Raw genomic sequence first — 22,737 nt, forward strand, 5'->3', positions numbered from 1 at the left:
TCTGCCTTTTGCGTCATTCTTTCAGTCCCTTGACGCTTCATTCATAATAAGCGACAGGTTTGTAGGACTTTAGGATGCTGGCAGTAGGGTAGACCGGCAAAACCAGCACTGTAAAACGAAGATTATACACAGTGACTTTTCTTTCCAGTCAACCCCGTCCGAGCGCGATGGCGCACGCATTGAAGCGCTTTCGGCGCTTGATCGGTTCGGGTGCGTCCAAGTGGTAGGCCAGCCTGTGCAAGCATCGGGCCAGGAATGCCGGTCCGGGAAGGAAGGACGGTCGGATCGGCGCGCCGGAATATCGGGCGAGAATCGCTTGCCTGGAAGAACAAATTTGCGCACACTTGCGAGCCGTTGCGATCAGTTCCCGGTTTTATCAAAAGAACGTCGGAAAGGCGCGATCCGTTACTCTTCTATATGAATGTTACAACTGTGCAGCAGCGCAACACTGACGGATTATCTGTATCGATTGTAGTCTATTGGCCTGATGCGGAGTTGCTGGCACGGACGCTTGCCAGTTTAGCCACGGCTACCAGCGAGTTGCGTCGCGAACGCCCGGATCTGGCGATCGAAGTCTGCCTTGTCGACAATGGTGGGGGCGAAAGCGCGCCAATCAGCATGGACCTGTTGAAGGGGCAGGGCGTCTGCTGCAGCGTCCTCAGCGGCCATGGCAATGTCGGCTATGGGCGTGGACATAATCTTGCCATTGGGCACGCCGCAAGCGGCTACCATTTGGTGCTGAATCCCGATATCGACCTCGATCCGACGTCGCTTGTTGAGGCGCTGACGTTCTTCGAGCAACATCCGGAAGTCGGTTTATTGACGCCGCGCATCGGAGATGAGAACGGCGGGCTACAGTACCTGTGTCGCCGCTATCCAACGCTATTTGATCTTTTCGTGCGCGGGTTCCTGCCGTACGGCGTGCAACGGCATTTCCGGCGGCGTCTGGCGCGCTACGAAATGCGCGATGTGATCAATGAGCGCGACGTGGTCTGGGATCCGCCCATCGTAAGCGGCTGTTTCATGTTGTTCCGCACGGATCTGCTGAAGCGCCTCGCTGGTTTCGATCCGCGATACTTCCTCTACTTCGAGGACTACGATCTCAGCCTGCGTGCGCATGACATCACGCGTGTTGCGTACGTGCCCGGTGTGCGTGTGCTGCACCATGGCGGAGGCGCGTCGCGCAAGGGTTGGGCGCATATCAAGATGTTTGCCGCTTCCGCCTTCAAGTTCTTCAACCGATTCGGCTGGAAATGGCTGTGAGCAGAATTCTTGTCACTGGCGCAAATGGTTTCGTCGGCCGGGTTGTTTGCCGGGAATTGCTTCGCAATGGGCACGCTGTCACCGGGCTCGTCAGGAGCGCTGACAGTTGCGTCGACGGCGTGCAGGAATGGGTGCATGACAGCAAAGACTTCTCGGGGCTCGGCGCTGATTGGCCGCAAGGACTTTCGGTCGACTGTGTGGTGCATACGGCGGCGCGCGTCCATGTGACGCACGACGAAGCGTTGGACCCGCTTGCCGAGTTTCGTGCCACAAATGTGGACGGCTCACAACGTGTAGCCGAAGCGGCGTACCGGCACGGCGCGCACCGGATGGTTTTTGTCAGCAGCATCAAGGCCGTTGCGGAAACAGATGCCGGTCAGCCTTTGCGCGAGGATGATCCGACGTCCCCGCAAGATGCCTACGGCCGCTCAAAACTTGAGGCGGAACAGGCGCTGGCGAGCTTTGGCGCGCGTACGGGTCTGGATATCGTCACTGTCCGGCCTCCGCTCGTGTACGGGCCGGAAGTGCGCGCCAACTTCCTCAGCCTGATGACGGCGATCGCGCGGGGTGTTCCCCTGCCGCTTGGTTCGATCGGCGCGCTTCGCAGCATAGTGTATGTCGGGAACCTCGCGCAGGCGCTCGCGCAATGCGCAACGGATCCGCGTGCCGCGCCAGGCTGTTTTCATGTCGCTGACCGCGACGCCCCCACGGTCGCCGGGCTGGCGCGGTCCATCGGTCGGCACCTGCACAAGCCGGCCCGCCTCGTACCCATGCCGACCAGTTGGCTGCGTGCAGCGGGCCGGCTGACGGGGCGCACCGAATCTGTCGACCGGCTGGTCAGCGATTTGCGCGTCGACACGTCGCGCATTCAGACTGTACTCGGCTGGCAGCCACCCTATTCGACCGACGAAGGGTTGGCTGCGACAGCTGAGTGGTATCGGTCAACGCATTGAGGCGTATGGATGTTGATACAACACAACGTGATACAACACAACGCGGTTTTGCCGTGGTTCTTCGAGCCGCTCGTCGGAGCTGGAGCGGCGGTCGCCTGTGCGGGCATCCTTTGGTTTCTCCTTGTAACGGGGATTGCGTGGTGGCTCGCCACGGATATTCCTAACGACCGCTCGCTGCATACCCGACCGACGCCGCGCATTGGCGGGTGGGGCATCGTCCCAGTGGTTGCGATCGCCATTGCCCTTTTCGCACCGTCGTTGTGGTTGATTGCCGCTGGGATGCTGTTGGTGGCGGCCGTCTCGCAGGTCGACGATCGTCGGGGCCTGCCTGCCCGCGTGCGGTTTGCTGCGCACCTGGTTGTCGTGATCGCGGTCGTCACCGTCTATCCGGCCCATGTCCCGGTATTGCTGCTCGCGATCATCGCGTTTCTGATGGTGTGGCTGATCAATTTGTATAACTTCATGGACGGTGCCGACGGTCTCGCTGGCGGCATGACGCTACTAGGCTTTGCGGGCTACGCCGTTGGCGCTTCGATTAGCGTGCACCCTTCGCCGGAACTGGCCTTGGCCGCCACTGCGGTGGCGGGGGCAGCCGCCGGTTTCCTGATTTTTAACTTTCATCCTGCCAGGATCTTCCTGGGCGACGCTGGCTCGATTCCGATGGGGTTTCTGGCCGGCGCGTTCGGTTACTGGGGATGGCGCGAAGACGTGTGGCCGATCTGGTTTCCCGCGCTGGTCTTTTCGCCATTCATTGGCGATGCTTCGGTGACACTGCTACGGCGCATGCGTCGTGGAGAGAAAATCTGGCAAGCACACCGCGATCATTACTATCAGCGCATGGTGCGATATGGCTTGGGACACTCGAAGACCGCTTGTGTCTGGTACGTGGTCATGCTGAGTGGCATAATCCTTGCTAATCTGTCTCTAGGATGGCCATCAAGGCTTCAATGGTGTAGCGTTGGCGTTTGGGTAGGCGTGCTAGCGTTGATCGGGATCGGCGTCGATTCGAGATGGCGTCGTTTTAACTCCGCAACTTTCGAATAACCTGAGGTGCGACGCGGATGTTTCGGCACAAAGCTTCATGGCTATCTTTTAGCGCCTTCCTGTTTGACCTGTGCGCGGTCGCCGGAACCTGGCTTGCCGCGTATTTGATCCGCTTCAACGGCTCCGTCCCGGCCGAATTCTGGACCGGCGCCGTCAGAACGCTCGTCTGGACCCTTCCGGTCTACGCGCTGATGTTCCGTGTGTTTGGGCTTTACCGTGGTATGTGGGTGTTCGCCAGCTTGCCAGACCTCATGCGCATCGCGAAGGCGGTGCTGGCCGGCGCCTTCGCAATGATGATGGTGGCGGCGATGGTTCAGCCGCATCCAAGCGTTCCGCGCTCAGTGCTGCTCGTGTCCCCCTTACTCCTGTTCCTCATCATGGGTGGTTCGCGCGCGCTATATCGCGCATCAAAAGAGTTTTATCTTTACGGCGGCTTGATCGGCCAGGGGAAGCCGGTCGTTGTGCTCGGCGCCGGCAACTCCGGTGCAAACCTTGCTCGCGAACTGTCGCGTTCGAGCGAATGGCGGCTGGTCGGCTTGCTGGACGACGATCCCGCCAAGCAAGGCCGCGAGATATACGGACACAAGGTATTGGGCCCAATCAGCGATCTACAGCGTTGGGCAACGGACATGAAGGTCGAGCACGCGATCATTGCGATTCCGTCGGCATCGGTGGAGGCGCAACGGCGAGTTGCGACGATGTGCGTGCGTGCTGGGGTGCGAGCTATGGTGTTGCCGGCGTTAACCGCTCTGACGCAGGGCCAGGCGTTTCTGTCGCGCGTGCGTCAGATCGACCTGGAGGACCTTCTGGGCCGTCAACCGGTGAAGATCGACATGCCGCACGTCGAAGCGCTATTGCGCGGTCGTGTTGTGATGGTGACGGGCGCCGGCGGCTCGATTGGTTCGGAGCTATGTCGCCAGATTCTGCGCTTCGAACCGGCTCAGCTTGTAGCATTCGATCTTTCTGAATATGCGATGTATCGCCTGACGGAAGAATTGCACGAGCGATTTCCGAAGCTGTCGGTCATTCCCGTGATCGGCGATGCCAAAGATTCGCTGCTGCTCGATCAGGTGTTGTCTCGCTACACGCCGCACATCTTGTTTCATGCTGCTGCCTACAAGCACGTGCCGTTGATGGAAGAGCTCAACGCGTGGCAGGCCGTGCGCAACAACGTATTGGGCACGTATCGGGTGGCACGGGCAGCGATTCGTCACGACGTAAAGCATTTCGTGCTGATCTCGACAGACAAGGCCGTGAATCCAACTAACGTAATGGGTGCAAGCAAGCGTCTCGCTGAGATGGCGTGTCAGGCGTTGCAGCAGACCAGCACGCGCACGCAGTTCGAAACGGTGCGTTTCGGAAACGTGCTGGGCAGCGCGGGAAGCGTCATTCCAAAGTTTCAACAGCAGATCGCGAAAGGCGGCCCGGTGACGGTCACGCACCCGGAGATCACGCGTTTCTTCATGACGATTCCTGAGGCTTCGCAGCTTGTGCTGCAAGCGTCTAGCATGGGGCAGGGCGGCGAGATTTTCATTCTCGATATGGGCGAGCCCGTAAAAATCGTCGATCTGGCCAGAGACTTGATCCGGCTTTACGGATTCAGCGAAGAGCATATCCGAATTGTATTTACCGGCTTGCGACCGGGCGAGAAGTTGTACGAAGAACTGCTGGCCGACGACGAAGCGACCACGCGAACGCCACATCCCAAGCTGCGCATCGCGCAGGCACGCGAGGTGCCCGATAATCTGCTGGACGAACTGCTTCCCTGGTTGATGCAGCATCGTGTGCCAAGCGATCAGGAGGTTCGACGTGACTTGCGGCGCTGGGTGCCGGAGTATCAGCCGGCTACTGCCCCTGCGCTACAGAGCGTGACTGGGGTTCCTCGCGCGGTGTAACGAGTTGCGAGTCTCAGGGAAGCATGTGCAAAATGCGCTCTTGGTGAACCACCCCTCTTTAAGTTGGACAGCTGCGGGCATCGTTTTTCGAAAGATCTATTGACGGTCCGTTCGCAGATAACTTGAGTCCGTTATTTAATTCGTTTGTCGAATCACGCGCGCGTTTAGTTCGCCGGGAGACTGGATGCTTACAGCGATCTGCGTGCGCCGCGTAAACGACAGCAGCAATCCACCACCTACAACGATGAATATGCCGACGATGCTCAAGCCGTCCGGGAAATGACCAAATATGATCCATCCCAGCAGTGCGGCCCATACCAACTGCACGTACATAAATGGTGTTAGCGTGGAAACCGGCGCGTATCGGAATGCGCGGATGACGCAGAAATGACCGAGACCTGCGTACACGCCTAGCGACAAAATCGCAAGGGTCTGCGTCCACGTTGGCGTCGCTCCTTGCCGGAACCAAGGGAGCGCGACACTAAGGCAAACGGTTCCCACTAACGCAGTGTAAAAAAGCATTGTCACGCTGTCCTCGGTCTGACTCAGCTTTCTCGTTAGTATCTGATAGAAACTGAATGAGACGGCGGATGCCAATACGAGCAATACTCCCTCTATTGGTAAGTGGCTGCTCGGGCGTGAGATGAGAATCGCGCCTAATGCTCCTACCGAGATTGCGCACCAGCCAACACGCCCCACTCGTTCGCCCAGCCAAGGGCCGGCCAATATTGTGGCAATCAAGGGCGACATGAACGCCAGACCGGCCGTCTCTGCCATCGGCAAGATGTGCAGAGCTACAAGGCCGAAAATGCTTGTTGCAAGCAAAAGCAGTCCGCGACATATCTGTGTGGGCAGACTCTTGGTAGCAAGCACGGAGCGGCCGCGGGATGGCACAAAGAAGAGCACCATCAGTGCCAAGTGCACTGTGTACCGTGCCCACACGAGCAGCGGGACGGAAATGGTCAGCGAAAGCTTTTTCGCGGTCGCGTCCATCGAGACAAGTAAAAATTGGGAAATCAACAGCAACGCGATACCGCGCAGTGAGTTCGAAGGAGTGCGTGACATCTTTCAGTGAATATTTTGGGCATGATGGAAGGTCGTCTCGATAGTTGGTTCACACGTACGACAGCGAAACCACTTGTCGATAGAAATGCATCATTGCCTGCCTGGTGGATATTTCTAGGAAATGGCGTCGATGACCACGGAGAGATGATTGGCGATGGCAGGCGTCAGCCGGTTTCCGATATGCCGACCCTTTTGCTTTGGGGCGGTGTGGACGTAAGAAACAGGTTTCCCACTCCAATAAATGGCCTTTCGATAAGGCGATAGGATGCCTCCGCCACCAAGAAAGAAATCGCCACATAAGCAGTGAACTGAATGCCATATCCCATTCTTGTCAATTTAAGAAATTCTGGAATATTTTCGTAATAACGGAAAAATAGATCGTTGTAAATCTGAACGACAACCCAGTGAGCGAGGTACACAGCGTAGGAGCGTGATCCAATGTATTCCAGCAACGAGCGAAGCAATGGAATTTCAAATATCCATCCTCGATTTAGTGAGGCAAGCAGAACGAGTGCCACGGATACCAGCTCATAAGACAGAAGTGCAGCCGACGAGGTGTCGAAGTTTGACGAGGCAGTGCCGTCGAGTAGAGCGGTATTCGTTACGCCTGGCAAGAGCGCTAGCAATGCGCAAGCGCTGAATGCGATTGTGGTCTTTAGCGTGGTTTGAAGTCGATTGGAGGCAAGCGTCGCCTGCAGTCTTGTTCGTAACACTGCGCTCACGCTTTGCATATGTTCTAAGTTACTTATATGTGCTTTTGGAGGGCGCTCAAAAATTACCGAGATAAGCACGCCGTAGAAAAGTGCGTCGAAACGGGTATGTGAAACGTTGATGATATTCCCGGAAGTCAACGGTCTAAATACAGCGAGAACAATGGCAATACCTGCAAGTAAGGCTGCAATTCGCTGCTGTCGCCGCGCACACAAAACAAGCAGGATCGGAGTGAACAGATAGAAATGCTCTTCTACAGCCAATGACCAATACGGGGCAAGATTATCGGTTACTGCGCCCGCTGCTAGGGCGTAGTTATAAATCCCTCCATATATGGAGACGATTTCTCGAAATATGTTCGCGGGGTAAGCAAAGGAAGAATTACTGCCGTCTCGATGTAGCAAACCTGAGACCAGAATGGCAATCATCATATAAAACGAGGCCGATGGCAGAATTCGGAATACACGGCGGAGATAAAAGGTGACAACCTGATTCCGGCTTTGGGAGATTCGCGTTGTCAGGTCCAGACCGCCAAAGTCCGGTATCGAACGCATGAATGAACGGGAGACGACAAAGCCCGAAATGACAAAAAAAAGGTCGACCCCGGTGAACGTCGAATATAGGTAAGGTGTAAACAATCTGTTGAACGGCGCATGGGCATACACTACCAAGAGCACGGCCACTGCGCGAAGACGTTCTATTTCTAAATTTTTCGAACTCATGCAGCATTCCATGCGCCTACTGGCGTCTCGAAAAAAGCCTTAGAGAGGGTGTTAGGCACTTTTTGCCGGACCTGGTATCCTGGCAGGATGAAAAAACGCAGGCCATACCCGACGGATGTATTGGATGAAGAGTGGTACTTCGCCGCTCCGTACCTGAGCTTGATGAACAAGGACGCACCGCAGCACCGCTATGAACTGCGCGAGATGTTCAACGCGCTGCGCTGGATCGTACGCGCGGGTGCTCCGTGGCGTCTGTTGCCAAATGATTTTCCGCCGTGGGAGCTTGTTTACCAGCAGACGCAACGCTGGATTCAGGCGGGTTGCTTCGAGGCCATGGTGAACGAGCTGCGTTCGATCATCCGGGTCGCGCAGGGCCGACAGGGCCAGCCCAGCGCGGTCATCCTCGATGGGCGCACGCTGCAGTCGACCTGCGAAAGTGGACCTCGCGCCGGTTACGACGGCTACAAACGCAAACGCGGTAGCAAGGTCCACATGGCGGTTGATACTTTGGGGCAATTGCTTGCTGTGCATGTTACGCCGGCCAACGAACAGGAGCGCGCGCAGGTCGGAGAACTGGCACGTCAGGTTCAGCAGGCCACGGGCCAGACGGTCAAGGTGGCGTTCGCCGATCAGGGATATGCCGGCGAAGAGCCTGCGCAGGCGGCACTCGACGAAGGAATCGAGCTTCAGGTAATCAAGCTGTCGGAGGCGAAAAAGGGCTTCGTGCTGTTGCCGCGCCGCTGGGTGGTCGAGCGCAGCTTCGGCTGGCTTAACCGCTTCCGCCGACTGGCCAGAGACTACGAGCGATTGCCCGAAACCTTGGCTGCTTTGCACTTCGTCGTATTCGCCGTGCTTATGCTTGTCCACTTCGCAACCCTTAACAAAAGTACCTAACACCCTCTAACTGAACAGCATTATGCGCTTCAGCGCCTTTTTGCTACTGCTTCCCCTTCCTCACCACCATCCACCGCGGCGACTTAAACCGCACGATGCTCACGTAAAGCCACACATAAGTCGCGGCGAACACCACCACAAAACAAAACAGATGCAGCGTATGCCGCCAGAACAACGTCGCCGGCACGACTGCAATCAGACATAGCAGCCACAGATACGGCGAAGTTAACGAATTCCGTCGCGTCAACTCCCGCGCCGTCCTAGCTCCCACCGCCCACCGCATCAACCGCTTATAAACCAGCATATGCAGATGTACGCCATCGGGAATCCCAGGCGACATCCCGCGAATAAACTTCTTCCGGTAGATCGAAAAGCACGTCTCAAAGATCGGATACATGAACAACAGCACCGGATACCACGCCGACACTTCGCGGTTGCGCATCACCAGCATGATCGACAGTTCGGCGAGCATGAAGCCGATGAAATACGCGCCACCATCGCCGAGAAAAATCAGCCCCGCCGGAAAATTCCAGATGAAGAAGCCAAGCACCGCGCCCATCATCATGAACGACGCCGACAGCACGATCGGATCGGACACCTGGAACGCCACGTAGGCGAGCGACGCGAACATCATGAACGCGACCATCGACGCGAGGCCATTGAAGCCGTCGATGATATTGATCGCGTTGGCGAGCGCCGCCACGGCCAGCACAGTGACCGCGCAGGAGATCACCGCGTACGAGAGCAGAAAATCGAGCGGCGGCACGCTGATGCGCGTGACGGCGATATCCAGCAGGAAGTAGGCGAGGGCGGCAGCCGCCATCGTACAGACGAGCCGCGCGAGCGGCGGCACGCGCTTGGTCAGATCCTCGACCAGGCCCGAGACGAACGCCGGCATGCCGCACGCGATGAGCCCCAGAATGCCACCCGACACGGCGGGATATGCATGATGCAACTGCACGGCAGACACGATCAGCCCGATCAGAATCCCGGCGCCGCCGATACGCGGCACGGGACGCACATGGAATTTCTGCACGCCGGCCAGATCGGTATCGGTCGAGAATTTTTCATGCAAATGCGCATAGCGCACGATCAACAGCGTGATCAGCAGTGAAACGAGAAAGCCGAGCGCAAAACTAAGCATGAAAGTGGGCCTGAGCGAAGACGCCGAATTATACAAACGAAACGCATACCGTCCTGAAAAGCAGTGTTTGCACCACGTGCGCGGAAAATCCCAGATAGTGAAGCTTTAACCGGCCGCAAACCCAAGCCTGTCATGGATTTCACCTATTTAACGAGGTCTGCGGAAGGCCGTTAACCTGGTTGCGGCGAAGTGTAAGTTGCAGGCGAAAAAGATGATCGCCGACGCAGCGCGGGGTTCGCCGCCGATCCATCAGACGTTCCGGAGACCCAATGCTTAACAACATCACCATTCGTGGCGGCCTGACGCTAGTGATCAGCGTGTTCGTTGCGTTCCTGCTGACCGTAATCGGCGTCGGCTACGGTGCGCTGAAGCTCGCGAATAGCAGCCTCGATGAAACGCAGCACAGTGCCGTGGCACTGTCTCATCTGAAGGCAAGCTCCGAGAAGCTGCTGCAGGTGCAACTCGCGCTCGGCTCCTATCAGACGCTCTTCAGCGTCGGCAAGCAAACGGACGACCTGTTGCCGGCCGCGCATAAGGTGCTGGTCGAATCGCACAAAGACTTCGGCAGCTACATGGCCGGCCCGTTCGCGAGCGAGGATGAGAAGAAATTCGCGCAGGCCGTCGAGCAGGCACGCAATGCGCTCGTCGATAAGGCCATTGAACCTGAGTTCAAGGCGCTGACCGACTTCGACTTCAATACCTTCCGCAACATCCAGGGCGAAACGGCGAACGCCCTTTACGCAGCCTATTCGAAATCCATCGGTGCGCTCGAGCGATTGCAGATGGACAGTCAGCGCAAGCAAGCCGAGACGGCGGCGCAGCGCTTCCAGGTGGCGACGTTGCTGTTTGCCGCGATCGGCGCAATTTCCATCGTGATCGGCGTGATGGCGCGAGTCGGTCTATCGGCGGCGGTGATCAAGCCGGTCAATGCAACGATCAAACACTTCGAGCGCATTGCTGCGGGCGATCTGACGATCGCAATCAAAAGCAAATCGCGCAACGAGATGGGCCAGTTATTGAGCGCATTGACGAAGATGCGAGACGGACTCGTCGAGACGGTGGCGAAGGTCCGCGGTAGTACCACGGCGATCACGCAAGGCGCAAACGAGATCGCCTCGGGCAACGCCGATCTGTCGTCGCGCACCGAGCAGCAGGCTGCGGCACTTCAGCAGACAGCGGCAAGCATGGAGCAGCTTTCGGCGACGGTGAAGCAGAACGCCGACAACGCGAAGCAGGCGAACCGATTGGCGCAGGGGGCGTTGGACACGGTGACGCGTGGCGGCGCTGTGGTGTCGCGCGTCACCGAGACGATGGACGGAATCACTGAATCGTCGCGCAAGGTGGCCGAGATCATCGGCATGATCGAGGGGATCGCGTTTCAGACCAACATTCTCGCGTTAAACGCAGCAGTGGAGGCGGCGCGGGCGGGCGAGCAGGGGCGTGGCTTCGCGGTGGTGGCCTCCGAGGTGCGCAGCCTCGCGCAGCGCTCCGGCGCGGCAGCGAAGGAAATCAAGGAACTGATCGGCGAATCGGCCGCGAAGGTGGAGCAGGGTGCATCGCTCGTGTCCGACGCACAGAAGACAATTCACGAAGCCATGGACGCGGTTCAACGCGTCACGGGCGTCATGAATGAAATCGAGGCGTCGGCGCTCGAACAGAGCGACGGGATCGAGCAGGTCAACAAGGCAGTCTCACAGATCGACGAAGTCACGCAGCACAATGCGGCTCTCGTAGAAGAGGCCGCTGCGGCGGCCAAATCGCTGGAAGAGCAAGCGACGGTGCTGCGCGATGCGGTCGCGGTGTTCCGGCTCGAGATGCATCAATGAAGGCGGACAGTGAGGCAGCCTCGATTGATTTCCGCAACTGCAGAGGTGCATCACTGTCGTGCAACATCTCAGATTATAAGGCTACCTAATCAATCAGGACGCTGCCGTTCTCCGGTGCACCAGTGCAGTTGAATGACCTGCTTTCACAGTCTTGCCCCGGTCACTATCGTTCGCCGGTTGCTCGTCGCTGGGCGTTTATTCGATAGAAACCCAGTAAGACATTTTTATAGCTCACCTATTTATATTATTAATATAAAAGTGAAAATTACCGCTAAATAGTCATACGTTACACGTTGTTACGGTTCAAATCTCGTTAAAAACGTTTCATCTGTGTAACATTGCGGCTCCTACAGGTCAGATCAAACGATCGTTCTGTCCAGGCGGTACGCATGTTGTGTAGTTGCGCCCGGTTTAGCGGGGTGCATAGGCCGTCCTGCCTTCTTTCATCCTGATTCAGTCGCTAAAGGTTTCCCATGAGGACGCCTGGGCGAGCTTTTGCCTGAATCAGGGCCGACACAAGCTCAGATGACAAGCAAATGAAACTTCGATCCTTACTAAACCATTCAATCTATTTAGTTCTCCCAATTTTTGCCGCGTGCGGTGGTGGAAGCGGCGGAGGGAGTGACCCCACTAGCGTTGCCGCCAACGCCGTTGATCCCGTGTCCGTCGTGAATGTCCTCAAGCACCCCGCGTCTGTCAGTGGCACCGCGATTCCGCCGTCCACGTCGATCAACGATTCGTCGGGCGCAGTCTGGTCGGTGAAGAGTGGCGTGGCCTATCGCGCGGGTGTGAAGGCGGGCTTTACGATGAACGTCACGTTGCTGCTCTGGTATGCCGGCAAGATGTATCAGGAAAACGTCGACAATCAATGGTGGGTCTGGCAGAACAGCAACTGGGTCGCATCGGCTGATCCGCGTCCTGCTTCCAGCTCGGGTTCTGGTTCCAGCCCCGCGTCGAGCACGCCCGCGACACCCACGCCTCCGGCGACGTCTGCGGCCATCCCGTTCTTCGGCGTGAACGAGCACTACAACTACGGCGGCATCTACACGTCGGTCCCGCTGGCCACCCAGGCTGCTGCCTTGGTCGACCTCGGAATGCCGGGGAATCGGCAGGATATTCACAGCTACGATCAGATCGATACCGTGGCGAATACGGTCATTCCTGGCATGGGCTCGAACGTCACGATCATGCCCATGATCGATGCCTATCCGTGGGATGACCCATCGCTGAACGGACAAACGCCGACCGAGGCGAGCGCTTACGCATACGCCTACTCGATGGCGGCTTACGCAGCGACCAAGTTTAAGGGCGTACCGGCAGTCGAATTCGGCAACGAATACGATCTCGATAGCCACAACCAACCGGTGGCCAACGACGGCGCCAACGTCTCCGACTATGACAACAACTATTGGCCGATCTGGCGCGGGGCGCTGCGCGGTTACTATGATGGATGGCGTTCGGTCGATACGGCAGGCACGACGAAGATCATCAACACCGCGTCATCGGGTTTCCTGCACCTGGGTTGGTACAAAGGTATGCTGACCGGCACCCAGCCTGATGGTTCGACCGGACATCCTGTGGTGAAGACCGACATCATTCAGTTGCACTGGTACTCTGACGGTGGTGATCCGGAGAATACGTGGGGTGTGACGGGCACGAACTACAACGTTCTCAAGTCCCTGCACGACGCGTACAACCTCCCGATCATGTTCACTGAAATCGGCATCAACACCGATTTCACCACGGCGCAGGCGCAGACGTACATCAACAAGACGATTCCTGAACTCGTCGCGGCGAAAGCCACGTACAACGTGATCGGCCTCAACTGGTACGAACTGTACGACGACCCTACCGGACAGTACGGGATCATGACGAGCAGCGCAGCCAAGAAGCCCATTTACACCACGCTGAAAACGGCAATCGCGGCGACGAAGTAAGCAGGTCAATGACCCGGTTGTGCGCGGCGCGCGCAACCGGCTCTGATGATCCGGCAGGTCACGCTCACGGTTCCGATTTGGGATGCACTGAGTGCGCGTGGCTTGTGCGCTTCTTTTGAGCTGTTTCGCGTACGCATAGCGGCCGATCTCCAATCCGAGGCACAGTGTCTCGGATTGGAGATCGGCCGAATTTTTACGCTTTACAAAGACTTTACCGTTCGGAGAAACGCCGTACGAAGCTGTAAAAAATTCTCGGATGAATTTTGAGCAGGAACATCACGAACGACAATTTCGGACGGCTATCCGCAACCATGCGATAGAGGTGTTGCAGGTGCAACCTCTCGGAAACCGTTTGCAGGATCGGGCTGGCCAGTCGATACGTGGGGGCTCTCATTGCCACCTGGAAAGCGACCGTTCTAAAGCCATAGATGTATTTCAACCTGAAAAGACGCCGTTCCCTGTTCTTGATCGGCAGTGATGCCGTGGTCTTCTCCACGAGGTCCATGATGGTGAAGAGGTCGACAATCTTTGGATTGAACCGGGTCGAGATGCCACTATCGCGAAGCACGTAGAAATACAAGCAGTCCGGTATCAGGCGCACAGTCTTCGATCTGCCCAAGGTCTGGACCGACACGCAGATGTCTTCGTAAATGAGTCCGCTCGGATGGTGGACGCCGACAAAGATCGAACGCCGCACAAGCTTGTTCCAACAGTAGGCCTGGAGCTTCAGATCCATGATTCCTTCAACAGCCTCGACCCCGCTGATCACCTTGTCGTCGCTTTCAATCTGATAATTCACCGTGCCATCGGAATTGACGTTAGTGGCCGCAAAGATCACAACGTCAGCGTCATGCTCCAGCGCCTCTTCAATGACTCTCTCTATCAAATTTGGATGAACGTAGTCATCGCTGTCGACGCATAGCACATAGTCGCCGCTTGCTTCCATGGCAGCAATTCGGCGCGTTTCGGCAAGCCCCTGATTGCGTTCGTTCGTCACCAGCTTCCATGCCACTTTGTTCTGCGAACTCAGCACGCGATCCGTGATTTCGCCGGACCGGTCCGGGCTGCAGTCGTCGACGGCGATGATCTCAAAGTCCGTACAGGTCTGCGACAAAAGCGACTGAAGGCAAGCTTCAACGTAAGGCTCGACGTTGTAGATTGGCAGCAGAACGCTTACTTTTGGCATTGACATAGATGGCGCCCGGAGATTGAGGTGTCGGACTGCGATTGCTGTAACGTGAGTTGCGCGATGCTTGCGCACTGGCACGCACATTTTTTCAGTGGACCACCGTAGCGACTCGGTGTTTGCCGGTCGGTGCGATATGTCACATTTCCGCGTTCGCTCTGAACACCTGAATCCACCGCGAGAATCGAACGTCTCGTGGAACTCCCCGGAATCCCCTTGCCGTCTGCCATGACGGCAATGCGGTGTTAATTGTCTGCACTTTCCACGCATGGTTGCCTGATCGGACCGCCGAGCGTGTGTCCCTGCACTGTGTGTTTCCGAACGTACTAGATCCTCGCCGCACCGCAATATGCAGGCGTACAGGGGGCGTGCCGAAATATTCGCGTGGTCCGCGTCAGACGAGTCGACGTCGATTTTGAAGAGTCACCCATCCTATGAAACCAGTGGATAGACGTAGCGGCGAGACAATTTTGTCCGTGGTAATTCCAGCCTTCAACGTCGAGCACTACATCGGCGTAGCACTCAAATCGGTCCTCACTCAACCCAGATCAGAAGAGATCGAGTTGATTGTGGTCGACGATGGGTCGACGGATGGCACGCTGAATGAAATCCTTCAGGTCAAGGAAGGCGCGGGCGGACACAAGATCACAGTGATTCATCAGGAGAACCAGGGCGTCAGCGCCGCTCGCAATGCAGGCATCGCACGTGCGAAATCCCGCTATATCGGTTTTCTCGATTCCGACGACGAATTCGCGGCGAATTTCTCGGACGTCATCATGCCGTTGCTCGATGCAGACATGGCGGACATCATTGAATTCAATGTCGGTATAGTGGATTCGACAGGACGCATCGTCAGCGAGCTGCGAATGGTGGACGATGCCACCTTGGGCCTACGCACCAACAGTACGGCCATGCTGTTGGAGTTCGCACGCATTTGCCAGGTGCATTCCGGCGCGCGTGTCTATCGCCGTGAGTTGTGGGACGGTATCGAGTTTCCTGTCGGCCGTGTGTATGAAGACTGCTTTGCCATTCCGCTGGTGTATAAGCGCGCTCGGACGCTGTACGGCATTCGTGATCAGCTCTACTACTATCGCCGGCGTGCTGGGAGCATTACGCAGACAACAACGCTATGGTCAGTCCAATGCGTTGCTCACTTTGCGGCGGACGCGCTTGAGAAGAGCGAGAGGGAAGATGAAAGAGTTTATTGGCTCGCGCTCTTCAATAAATTTTTCGCTAACCAGTGCTTTTTGACTTCCCGTGTCGACGCGTCCGTGCTTCCCGAAGCAATGACGCTTGTCGAGGCGACGGCAGCGAAGTATCGAACCTTCGCCAAAAAGCACCGGGAGCAGTTGCCTGCGTTGCGCTTTCGCACACAGATATCGGTCAACCGTCGCGTGTTTCAGGTGAAGGGGTTGATCAAGCGCACGCTGGGCCTGGAACTGCGGCCTCCCGTAGCAGCCCCGCGCCGTGTCGATTCTCGTGGATTGGACAACCATCCTTGAGCCGGCAACCGACAAGTGACTTTTCGAGGCGCACGAGGCATGCAACTCTATCCACTTCATACATCTTTCACAGCCGGCGAGCATCTTGACCTGGCGGTGCAGCCGCGCTGCAGGTTCTCGATCGCGATCTATCAGCAGCAGAATGAAGAATCGTTGATCAGCGTAGGCGGGGTGATTGCGACCGGCACGCGGGATGTGACGGCGACGCTGATCGACGGTAAGTATGTGTTTGAGTCGTCGCGCGAGCGCAAGCCGGTTCGATTCGACAGCGATTGGAACTGGTCGACGATTACCGTGAAGCCGGAGACGGAAGAACTGGAAAGCGGTGCTTATGCAGCGATTGCTTACGAGGTCGGGCCGAACGGTGAACCGCTGACGGACCTGGGGCGCCGTTGCGCGGCACGTTTGCCGGTCTACGCCGGGCCGCCGGACAGCGACAGCATGGCGCTCATTGTCATCCGGCCGCGTTCACCGGCCGCATCCATCGCATACGTGGTGCCGATCGCCACCTATCATGCCTACAACTCGATTGGCGGTGGCTGCTTTTACGGCGATCCCATTTATCGCACACACCCGGCGCTGAAGGTGAGCCTTCTCCGGCCGGGCGGCGGGCTCGGTATTCAGATCGGCCATGCCGAAGATCCGTATGACAGGCGCTCCCCCCGGCAGCATTTCACGCACTGGGACGCGAAGTTTATCCGCTGGCTACGCGATCGTCACTTCGCATGCGACTTCTACACCGACGTGGACCTGCATCGTGGGACAGACCTCGATCTGACCCAATACCGTTGCATGCTGAGCGTCGGTCACCACGAGTACTGGAGTCAGCAGATGCGCGACCACGTCGCGCGCTTCATTGCCGGCGGGGGCAATCTGGCGGTGTTCAGCGGGAATACCTGCTACCGGCCGATCGATTTCGGTGCGAACGAGGATCCGCAGACCATCAAGGAAATGAATCGACTCGGCGACTCCTGGCCGGACTTCAATGAAAGCGATCTGATCGGCTTAAGTTACGGCTATGGTGGGGGAACGTACGGTGTCTGGGGCCGGTTCAGACGAAAATGGGTGAAAACCGGGCGCGAACCGATCGGCTTCACCGTACAACGTGCAGACCATTGGGCATTCGCCGGCACCCACCTCAAAGACGGGCAGACCTTCGGCGCGGAAGATCATCTGGTCGGCTATGAAGCCGACGGCGTGCCGCCGGATTCGAACGGGTTCACGACGCTTGCCAATACGGCGAGCCTCGTAGGCTGGGAAGTCGGCGGCGCCGGTGCGATGGGTACGTTTAAGGCGGATCTGGGTGGCGGCTCGAATCAAGGGATGGTGTTCAATTGCGGCACGACAGATTGGCCGCGGATTCTAGGCGATAGCGGCGCGAGCAGTCACGCCATTGTTTCGCAGATTACCGACAACGTGATTCGGAAATTCTCAGTTGTTGCCGACTCTGATGCATCACGGGAAAACCTGGCACGGGATGATCCATTCGCGTCGTCCGGACGTGACGAAAATCGCGTGCCAATCGACGCTGGGAACGCATGATGGGCGGACTCTGGGTACTGACCTTTTTCATCGGAATACTGAGCGATGTCATGTCAGGGGCGATCCGCTATTACACGTCGCTGGCAGGGGCGCCGCAGGCCATCTATTTGCCTAAGCTGATGATGGCGGCATGCATTGTGCTGATCGTTTCGTATAGACCGAAGGTGAGCCACCTGCTGGTCTTGCTGTACCTCGCCATGCAGGCATGCGTATCGCTTTTCAATGGCGTCGGTCCAAGCGCAGTGGCTTTCTGGGCGTGGACCGTCTTACCGATGTTCTTCGCCATATTGGCGCCGCCCGAAGCGATCGAAATCCTGGGGCGGCCACGCGCCCGGATTGCGCTCGTGGCGGTCGCCGTGGTGTGCATGTTAGGCGTGCTGGTGAATTATGCCGGCTACTTCACCCCGCTGCCGTGGGTCGGGGCAAGCACGGTGATTGATGGGACGGCGGTACACGTCACGAGCTCGAACTTTGTTGGGGAAACGCCGCGTTTGCCGGGGTTCGGACGTGACAGCGCTGCTACAGGGTTAATGATCGGTTTGCTGTCGATATGGTTGCTGCCCAGATTCCGCTCGCTCACGTTCGCGTCGATGATGCTCGCGGTAGCGGCACTCTCTATCTGGGCAACGACCAACAAGACAGCGCTGGTTGCGCTTGCAATCGTCCTGGGCATAGAGCGGTTCGGGAAACTGGACACGATCAGGAGAGCCGCCATCTGGGCAGCGGCTTCTGTGCTTCTGTTGCCGCTCGCTTCGTTTGCGATAACGGCGGCGATCAATCACTCGGTGATCGGCGGCGGCACGCTTTCTTCGTTTCAGGATCGATTCGAGAATACGTGGCCGCTCCTGCTGCAGGGCCTGATTCGGGAAAACATGATCTGGTTCGGAATCGGTCCGGGCGGGTTTGGCGCGGCGACTACCTACTACCACGGAAACTTTGGTTTCAACGTGGGTTATGCGGACAACGGTGCGTTGTATGTCATCGCGAACTTTGGCGTACTCGGTGTGATTATCTTCGGGACGCTGTTGTCGAGACTGTTTTTCGTTGGTGAGTCAAAAGATAGATTTGCATGGACCATGTTGTTGTTTCTGCTGATTAGCGGCATTACCACGGACATCTTCGAATCGCTTGGCTGCCTGCTGTTCTTTGGCGCCGCGGCGAAGTCTCTATGGCTAGACGCGGAAGGGCAGCGCTTTCGGTTGAATCCCGGTCCTGTGATGTCCGTGAGAGAACGAAAGTCGATGCTGTGATGCGGCAATTCAGGAAGCTGCGGAAGATCTGACACTAACGGTGCGCGGTGTACTAACTGTACCGGCTTGGGGGCAGTAGATGAAGGCTCAGCAAAACTGGGGATTCGGTCGGCTTATTGCCGTCGCAGGGTGCGTGGGCGTGGTCCTTGCACTGGCGGGGGTGTTCGTCATTCGCGCCTTTGCCATGCCGACAACGCCGATGGTCGTTCTGAACGGATCGACGCAATCCGACGAAGTGCCCTACGTCGCGCTACCTTCGTTTGCCGAGGCGCGAGCTGATACTGGCGTGGCAATTCACGACATCCAGGATGCGCAATTGCTGGATGCGGTGAGAGACGTGGGTTTCTCCTTTGTTCGCACGGATCTTTTCTGGGAAGACGTTCAGAAGAATGACGGCTGGCATTTCGGGGACTTCGACACGCTGGTATCCAATCTCGCGCAGAGAAAGTTGGGAGCGCTTTTTATCCTCGGTTACAAGCATTTTTTGTACAGCCCGGATCAGCCACCAACCACCCCATCTCAGCTTGGAGCGTTCTACACCTATGTGTATCAGTCCGTGCATCGATACAGCCGGGACAACGTCAGGTACGAGGTGTGGAACGAAGAGAATCACCCGACGTACTGGCTCGCCAAACCGTCTCCATCGAAATATCGGAACCTGTTGGTGACCGCAGTGAAGGCAGCCCGGGCAGCCGATCCGAATGTGACGATTGCTTCGGGAGGCGTCCAGGAAATGGACCTCGGCTTCATCCGATCGGTTGGCGATATTTCCAGTGCGACCGAACGTGGCCCGGACGCGATCAGTGTGCACGCATACCGCCAGGAATATCCGGAGTCGGTATTTGCGGACTACCGATCGTTGCGTGAGGACTTGTCCACGTATAAGCATGCGCCGGCAATCTGGACGACGGAATGGTCTTACCCGAGTTACGGTTACCGCTATGTAAGCACGACACCCAATGGGCATTCACCGGTGGCGCTGGCACTTCAGGCCAAGTACACGGTACGGCGATTTCTGGTCGACTGGATAGCGGGCGTTGGGCTCACAGCCTATTACGACATGCGCGACGACGGTAAAGATCCGACGAATCCGGAACACAACTTCGGTCTGCTGGACGTGAACAATCACAAGCTGCCGGCTTATAACGCATCGAAGTATCTGTTTTCGTTTACGGCAAACACAAATAGTGCGAAGTACTACATCGACGAGAAGCAGAAATATGTTGTCCTGAAGTTGAGTATGAAATCGGGTGAGCTCAGATATGTGATCTGGTCTTACGGCGACGGAAATACACTGGACTTGGACGCTTCGCATATTGCGGGGCATGCGAGGATCACTGACATGTCTGGCAGGGATCTGATCGCGAACGGCGTACTTGCAGTTCCTGAAGCGCGTGGCCCGGTGTTCGTCAGCGTTTCGCCTGTAGCCGCGAAGGCGGCGTAGAGCGAACGTGTTTCAGCAGATTCAATTGAGCATGTTCGATAGCTGGAAGCTTGTGTACTTACGGGTTCCCCTTCGTCCTTTATCGCGGGAAATGAAATGAGTTCATTCATCGGACAATCGGCGGTCGGCATTATTCCGGCCCAAAACGACGGGCTTACCGGTCTTTGGCGAAATATTGCCCGGCACAAGTTGCTGTTCGCAGTGATCTTCGGCACGTGTTGCTTTATGGGCGGACTGTACATCCTGCTCGCGACGCCGCAATACCGGGCCGACGCACTGCTGCGAGTACAGATCAAACCTGGTGCGTCAGTCAGCGCGCTATCCGACGTATCGGGAACGACGTCGGCGGACCAATCCGCCGACGACGAAACCGATGTTCTCACTTCGCGAACCATAGTCGACGAAGCGATTGCAAAGACCGGGGCTGATATTACCGTGCAGACGGAAAGCCACTTTCCGTTGATCGGCCGCTACCTCGCATCCCGCCATGCGGCCGACACCGTATTGTCGCGGCCGTTCCTGGGGCTGAGTGGATATGCCTGGGGCGGTGAACAACTGAAACCCGGAATCTTCGAGGTGCCAGGCGCCGCACTGGGCGACAAGTTCCGCGTGGTGACGGGCGAAGCGGGCAGTTGGACGTTATATGACAAAGACAGCCATCAGCTTGCGCAGGGCCGAGTTGGCGAGGCCGTGGCATTCCAGGTGGCGACCGACGAGGGGAGCGCGCCGGGGCAGTTGAAGATCGATGTGTTGCGCGCTCGGCCGGGCGTGGAGTTCACGCTGTCCAAGGTGTCCATGCAAACGGCTTACGAGAATATCAGCACGCAATTGAAAACCTCTGTTTCCAGTCAGAATTCATCGGTGCGAGATTCGTCGATGTTGAGGTTGAGTTATCAATCCAACTCGCCTCTGACCGCTCAACTGATGGTCAACACCATCGTGCAGGCGTTCGTCAATCGCAATGTCGACGATCGCGCAAACCAGGCACGCCTGAAGCTGGAAACCCTGCGAGCACGCTTGCCGCAATTGAAGGAAGAGATGCATCGTGCGGAAGACAGCTTTAGCGATTTCCGTACGCAGCATCAGGCGATCGACATGGAGCAGCAAGGGTCAGCGCTCATTTCGAACATGAACGCGCTTGCCGAAAAACAACGGGCCTTGCGACTCGAGTTCGACGACAAGCGGCAGACATTCGGTCCGGATAGCCCGGTATATAGGGGCTTGGTCCAACAATTGGATCAGGTGAAGCAGGATATTCAGCAGAACACCGAAGCGACGAAGAATCTGCCGGCCACACAGCGCGAGTATGTGAGGCTATCCACGGATGCCACGATCAACAAGCAGCTTTACACCGGGGTGCTGGCCAATGTTCAGCAACTCGAAGTGGCCGCGGCGAGTACCGCGTCCGGTGTAAGCGTGATGGACTGGGCCATCGCGTCGGAGAAGCCCTCGTGGCCGCGTAAGACAATCATTCTGCTTGGTTCGATTCTCGGCGGATTGTTTGCCAGCACGCTTGCAGTCCATCTCGTGTCGCTCAATCGAAAGGAACTTCGTACGCCGCAAGAAATTAACACCATTTCGGATCTGCCGCGCCTCGCTGTGGTTGCGCGATCCAAGGCGCAGCTTCGCGGTGGCGTCGACTCGCGAGGTCGTCTGGACGAACCGGTGAAGTTGCTGGCGGTGAGCAGTCCCGGGGATCCGAGCGTTGAAGCATTACGCGCATTGCCGAGCAGCGTGAGAACGTTGCTCTCGGGAACCGGGAGCGGGCTGAAGAACAAGGTGATTCTGTTCACGGGTCCGACGCAGGGTGTCGGGAAGAGCTTTGTTTCGTCCAATTTCGCCTATCTGCTTTCGCAGACCGAGGCATCGGTCCTGCTGATCGATGGCGACATGCGGCAGGGGAAATTGAGTCGTCTCCGGGCGGATCAGGATAGGCCGGGGCTCGCGGAGGTACTCAAGGGAACGGCGGAACTCGATGATGCGATTGTGCGATCCGAGGGACCAGGCTGTCGATCCTGGGTGCGGGTGAAGCTTATCCGTCGAACCCCGCAGAGCTACTCAGCAGTCCCGCGTTCCGGGACATGCTGAACAAGCTGCGTGATCGCTTCGACTACGTGGTGATCGATTCGCCTCCGGTTCTTCCTGTGAGCGATGCCGTGTCGATCGCGGCTCAAGGTTGCGATCTGGTTCTGCTCGTGTCGCGTGCCGACTACACCGGGTCACGTCAGGTCGAAGAAGCCCTGCAGCGGCTGGCGAACGTCGGTGCCAATGTGGGGGGGCATATTTTTAACGGATTTCTTCCCTCACGATATGGCGAACGTGACGACTACACGCTGCACGGCGCCCGACGTTATTAAGC

The 22,737-nt window shown here is 57.3% G+C and carries 17 protein-coding genes; 13 read left to right on the forward strand and 4 right to left on the reverse strand.

Annotated elements, in window-relative coordinates:
• The first annotated feature begins 417 nt into the window (after positions 1 to 417).
• From B0G76_RS38705 to B0G76_RS38720, 4 genes are read left to right on the forward strand one after another with little or no spacing between them, the layout of a single operon-like run.
• The gene (locus B0G76_RS38705) at positions 418 to 1,263 is read left to right on the forward strand and encodes a glycosyltransferase family 2 protein (protein WP_120297920.1); all 846 of its coding nucleotides are present in this window, start codon (positions 418 to 420) and stop codon (positions 1,261 to 1,263) included.
• Positions 1,260 to 2,216 (forward strand): SDR family oxidoreductase, encoded by a 957-nt coding sequence (locus B0G76_RS38710; RefSeq protein ID WP_120298108.1) that lies wholly within the window; start codon positions 1,260 to 1,262, stop codon positions 2,214 to 2,216. Before B0G76_RS38705 ends, B0G76_RS38710 begins: the two co-directional genes overlap by 4 nt.
• A 9-nt stretch (positions 2,217 to 2,225) precedes the next feature.
• A complete protein-coding gene (locus B0G76_RS38715; protein WP_120297921.1) occupies positions 2,226 to 3,260 on the forward strand; it encodes a glycosyltransferase family 4 protein in 1,035 nt (344 codons plus the stop codon).
• Positions 3,261 to 3,277: 17 nt separating this feature from the next.
• On the forward strand, positions 3,278 to 5,155 hold the full coding sequence (locus B0G76_RS38720) for a nucleoside-diphosphate sugar epimerase/dehydratase (RefSeq protein WP_120297922.1): 1,878 nt from the start codon (positions 3,278 to 3,280) through the stop codon (positions 5,153 to 5,155).
• 135 nt (positions 5,156 to 5,290) lie between these two features.
• On the opposite strand, the gene B0G76_RS38725 is transcribed toward B0G76_RS38720, so the two are convergent.
• Positions 5,291 to 6,220 (reverse strand): DMT family transporter, encoded by a 930-nt coding sequence (locus tag B0G76_RS38725; RefSeq protein WP_120297923.1) that lies wholly within the window; start codon positions 6,218 to 6,220, stop codon positions 5,291 to 5,293.
• 164 nt (positions 6,221 to 6,384) lie between these two features.
• Positions 6,385 to 7,653 carry an acyltransferase gene (locus B0G76_RS38730; protein WP_183082303.1) on the reverse strand — a complete coding sequence of 423 codons (1,269 nt, stop codon included), beginning with the start codon at positions 7,651 to 7,653 and terminating at the stop codon, positions 6,385 to 6,387.
• Between the two features lie 87 nt (positions 7,654 to 7,740).
• On the opposite strand from B0G76_RS38730, the gene B0G76_RS38735 reads away from it, so the two are divergent.
• Complete coding sequence (locus B0G76_RS38735) at positions 7,741 to 8,547, forward strand: IS5 family transposase (RefSeq protein ID WP_120297925.1); 807 nt, start codon at positions 7,741 to 7,743, stop codon at positions 8,545 to 8,547.
• Between the two features lie 43 nt (positions 8,548 to 8,590).
• Here B0G76_RS38735 and B0G76_RS38740 read toward each other — a convergent pair whose 3' ends face one another.
• A complete protein-coding gene (locus tag B0G76_RS38740; protein WP_120297926.1) occupies positions 8,591 to 9,691 on the reverse strand; it encodes a glycosyltransferase in 1,101 nt (366 codons plus the stop codon).
• Between the two features lie 269 nt (positions 9,692 to 9,960).
• On the opposite strand from B0G76_RS38740, the gene B0G76_RS38745 reads away from it, so the two are divergent.
• The gene (locus B0G76_RS38745; RefSeq protein ID WP_120297927.1) at positions 9,961 to 11,517 is read left to right on the forward strand and encodes a methyl-accepting chemotaxis protein; all 1,557 of its coding nucleotides are present in this window, start codon (positions 9,961 to 9,963) and stop codon (positions 11,515 to 11,517) included.
• A gap of 668 nt (positions 11,518 to 12,185) precedes the next feature.
• Positions 12,186 to 13,454, forward strand: a complete 1,269-nt coding sequence (locus B0G76_RS38750; protein WP_259460953.1) for a glycosyl hydrolase — start codon at positions 12,186 to 12,188, stop codon at positions 13,452 to 13,454.
• A 211-nt stretch (positions 13,455 to 13,665) separates the two neighbouring features.
• On the opposite strand, the gene B0G76_RS38755 is transcribed toward B0G76_RS38750, so the two are convergent.
• Positions 13,666 to 14,646 carry a glycosyltransferase family 2 protein gene (locus tag B0G76_RS38755; protein ID WP_120297929.1) on the reverse strand — a complete coding sequence of 327 codons (981 nt, stop codon included), beginning with the start codon at positions 14,644 to 14,646 and terminating at the stop codon, positions 13,666 to 13,668.
• 428 nt (positions 14,647 to 15,074) lie between these two features.
• Between B0G76_RS38755 and B0G76_RS38760 the strand changes: the two genes are divergently transcribed.
• From B0G76_RS38760 to B0G76_RS38785, 6 genes are all read left to right on the forward strand, one after another.
• Entirely contained in the window at positions 15,075 to 16,142 is a 1,068-nt protein-coding gene (locus B0G76_RS38760) for a glycosyltransferase family 2 protein (RefSeq protein ID WP_120297930.1), read from the forward strand.
• Positions 16,143 to 16,181: 39 nt separating this feature from the next.
• Entirely contained in the window at positions 16,182 to 17,684 is a 1,503-nt protein-coding gene (locus B0G76_RS38765) for a N,N-dimethylformamidase beta subunit family domain-containing protein (protein ID WP_120297931.1), read from the forward strand.
• 50 nt (positions 17,685 to 17,734) lie between these two features.
• Positions 17,735 to 18,934, forward strand: coding sequence for a hypothetical protein (locus B0G76_RS38770; RefSeq protein WP_147394149.1), 1,200 nt, complete (start codon positions 17,735 to 17,737; stop codon positions 18,932 to 18,934).
• Between the two features lie 79 nt (positions 18,935 to 19,013).
• Entirely contained in the window at positions 19,014 to 20,378 is a 1,365-nt protein-coding gene (locus B0G76_RS38775) for a cellulase family glycosylhydrolase (protein ID WP_120297933.1), read from the forward strand.
• Positions 20,379 to 20,474: 96 nt separating this feature from the next.
• Entirely contained in the window at positions 20,475 to 22,466 is a 1,992-nt protein-coding gene (locus B0G76_RS38780; protein ID WP_120297934.1) for a GNVR domain-containing protein, read from the forward strand.
• On the forward strand, positions 22,460 to 22,735 hold the full coding sequence (locus B0G76_RS38785; RefSeq protein WP_120297935.1) for a hypothetical protein: 276 nt from the start codon (positions 22,460 to 22,462) through the stop codon (positions 22,733 to 22,735). Before B0G76_RS38780 ends, B0G76_RS38785 begins: the two co-directional genes overlap by 7 nt.
• Positions 22,736 to 22,737: the final 2 nt, after the last annotated feature.

The organism is Paraburkholderia sp. BL23I1N1, from assembly GCF_003610295.1.
Taxonomy (GTDB): domain Bacteria; phylum Pseudomonadota; class Gammaproteobacteria; order Burkholderiales; family Burkholderiaceae; genus Paraburkholderia.